2 protein-coding genes and 1 pseudogene are annotated in these 2,358 nt (G+C 38.2%); all 3 read right to left on the reverse strand.

All coding sequences use genetic code 11. The annotated features are described in order from the left end of the window. Nucleotides 1-345: pseudogene (locus tag BN52_RS09965) on the reverse strand (IS982 family transposase); the annotation flags it as partial. Between the two features lie 383 nt (nt 346-728). After that, nucleotides 729-1,190 carry a 6,7-dimethyl-8-ribityllumazine synthase gene (gene ribH, locus BN52_RS07550; RefSeq protein WP_008473871.1) on the reverse strand — a complete coding sequence of 154 codons (462 nt, stop codon included), beginning with the start codon at nt 1,188-1,190 and terminating at the stop codon, nt 729-731. A 23-nt stretch (nt 1,191-1,213) separates the two neighbouring features. Further along, nucleotides 1,214-2,356 (reverse strand): bifunctional 3,4-dihydroxy-2-butanone-4-phosphate synthase/GTP cyclohydrolase II, encoded by a 1,143-nt coding sequence (locus BN52_RS07555; RefSeq protein ID WP_040473499.1) that lies wholly within the window; start codon nt 2,354-2,356, stop codon nt 1,214-1,216. Between the last annotated feature and the right edge of the window lie 2 nt (nt 2,357-2,358).

Raw genomic sequence — 2,358 nt, forward strand, 5'->3', positions numbered from 1 at the left:
AACAGGCTGGCAAAGCGGAACGGGAATGTCAATAATCAAAAGCTCTCCAGTTGTATTTACTTCCTGATTCCAAGCCTGACGAATGCAGCGAATCAAGGGCAAAAGCATTCTTGCCCGGCGATTGAAGCGAGAATGAGACAAGCCGACGAAAAAACTACAGAATCTTCTCTGAGATTCGATTCCAATTTCTGCCTGCCAAATAAGCAATGCCAGAATAGAGCTGTCGGAAAGCTTGACCTGATCGACGTTTCTGCGATGCTTCAATTCGTCGGGAGCATAAAGCTTATACAAGGAACGACAGATTGCATTCAGTCGAGAAAAACGATTAAGCTTGAAATGGTTCAATTAGATCAGACTCTTTTCTATTAATATTTTTACCAACTCGAGTCTAATCCAATTGGACTTTTTTGTTAAAATGATTTAACTAGCACCACGCGTATAAATATAACTTATATGAATGGCTTATTTAATGGCTATATTGGTCTTTTTTTGCTCAAAATTGCGGCTGAGAATGTTGTAAATTATCAAGTTGATTGGAAAAAACAAATAAATTTGCTAAGTAATTATCTGATAACTAGAGAGGGTGAGATCCTTACACCTAATATGTATGCTGAAAATGTAGCATAAATATTCATCAACAGTAAAAATTATCGAGACAAAATAAAAAGGCTGAACGCTTTGTCCAGCCTTTTTTGAACGATACAACACAAAATTAAACGGGATTCTAATTACATTTGATGATTTAATGAGATCATTTCCAATAAGCTCTGTGCTGTGGAACTTCCTTCATTACCTACTTTCAATCCTGATCTTTGCAAAGCTTGATCAATATTATCAGTAGTAAGAATACCAAATGTAACAGGAATTTTGGCTTCGAGGTTGATCTGCATGATTGCACTAGTAATGTTTTGTATAATCATGCCATAATGATCAGTTTCGCCTTTGATTACTGCACCCAAAGTCATCACACCGTCATATTTGCCGGATTGAGCAACTTTTTGTGCAGTGAAGCCAATTTCAAAGGCCCCTGGTACCCAATAAACATCAATGTCATTTTCACTTACACCAAATTGTTTAAGGGTAGCCAAGGCACCATCAACTAAATGATGAGTGACGATTTCATTGAACTTTGAAACGACGATTGCTACTTTTACTTGATTATTAACAAAATTTCCTTCATAAACAGTCATTTTTTGGTCCTCTCAATTTATAATTAAAGTGCTTTTAACATGTGATTGAAACGATCACGCTTAGTTTCAAGATAGAAACGATCAATATCGTTAGCTGGCATTTCAAGTGGAATGCGTTGGTGAATTTCAATCCCGTAATCTTTTAGTTGTTCAAGTTTATCCGGATTGTTTGTCAACAAATCAATCTGCTTAATACCAAGATCCTTTAACATCTGTGCAGCAACGTCGTAATCACGTTCGTCAGGTTTGAAACCTAGTAATTCATTGGCTTCGTAAGTATCATGACCTTGATCTTGTAAAGCATATGCTTTTAACTTGTTAGTCAAACCAATACCACGTCCTTCTTGACGTAAGTATAGAATTACGCCGTTACCATTTTCTTCAATCATTTTCATGGCAGCATGAAGTTGGTCACCACAGTCACATCTTAAAGAACCAAAAGTATCGCCTGTTAAGCACTCAGAGTGCATCCGTACTAGGACTGGCTTGCTTGGGTCAATCGTACCTTTTTTGATAACTAAGTTTTCACCTTGATAGCTCTTTACTTCAAAATTACCGTATTTAGTTGGTAATTTAACAAAACCAGGATCTTCTTGACCAATGGTTCTGACATATTCTTGCAAGTCAGCAATAGTGAAAAATGGCAAATGTAATTCTTGAGCGATACGCTTCAATTCCGGCCGGCGTGCCATATGACCGTCAGCTTTCAACACTTCACAAATATAAGCTACAGCTGGTTCGCCAGCTAATTTGGCTAGGGTAACAGATGCTTCAGTGTGACCGTTTCTTTCCAAAACGCCACCGTCTTTGGCAACAAGTGGGAAACAGTGACCAGGTCTGAAGAAATCTTCAGGTTTAGTAGTAGGGGTGGCTAGAGCTTTAATTGTGGCAGCACGATCGAATGCAGAAATGCCAGTTGTAGTAGTTTTGTAATCGACACTAATAGTAAAAGCAGTACCAAATGGATCAGTGTTATCGTCTTCCATTTGTCCAAGTTGAAGACGCTTGGCAATGTCGCTGCTAATACTGGTGCAAAGCAAGCCACGAGCATACTTAGTCATGAAATTAATATTTTGTGGGGTTACTTTTGAACCTAAACCAATCATATCGCCTTCAGATTCACGATCTTCATCATCGGCTACAATTACTAAACCGCCGTTTTTCATCC

This window comes from Lactobacillus gigeriorum DSM 23908 = CRBIP 24.85 (assembly GCF_000296855.1).
Taxonomy (GTDB): domain Bacteria; phylum Bacillota; class Bacilli; order Lactobacillales; family Lactobacillaceae; genus Lactobacillus; species Lactobacillus gigeriorum.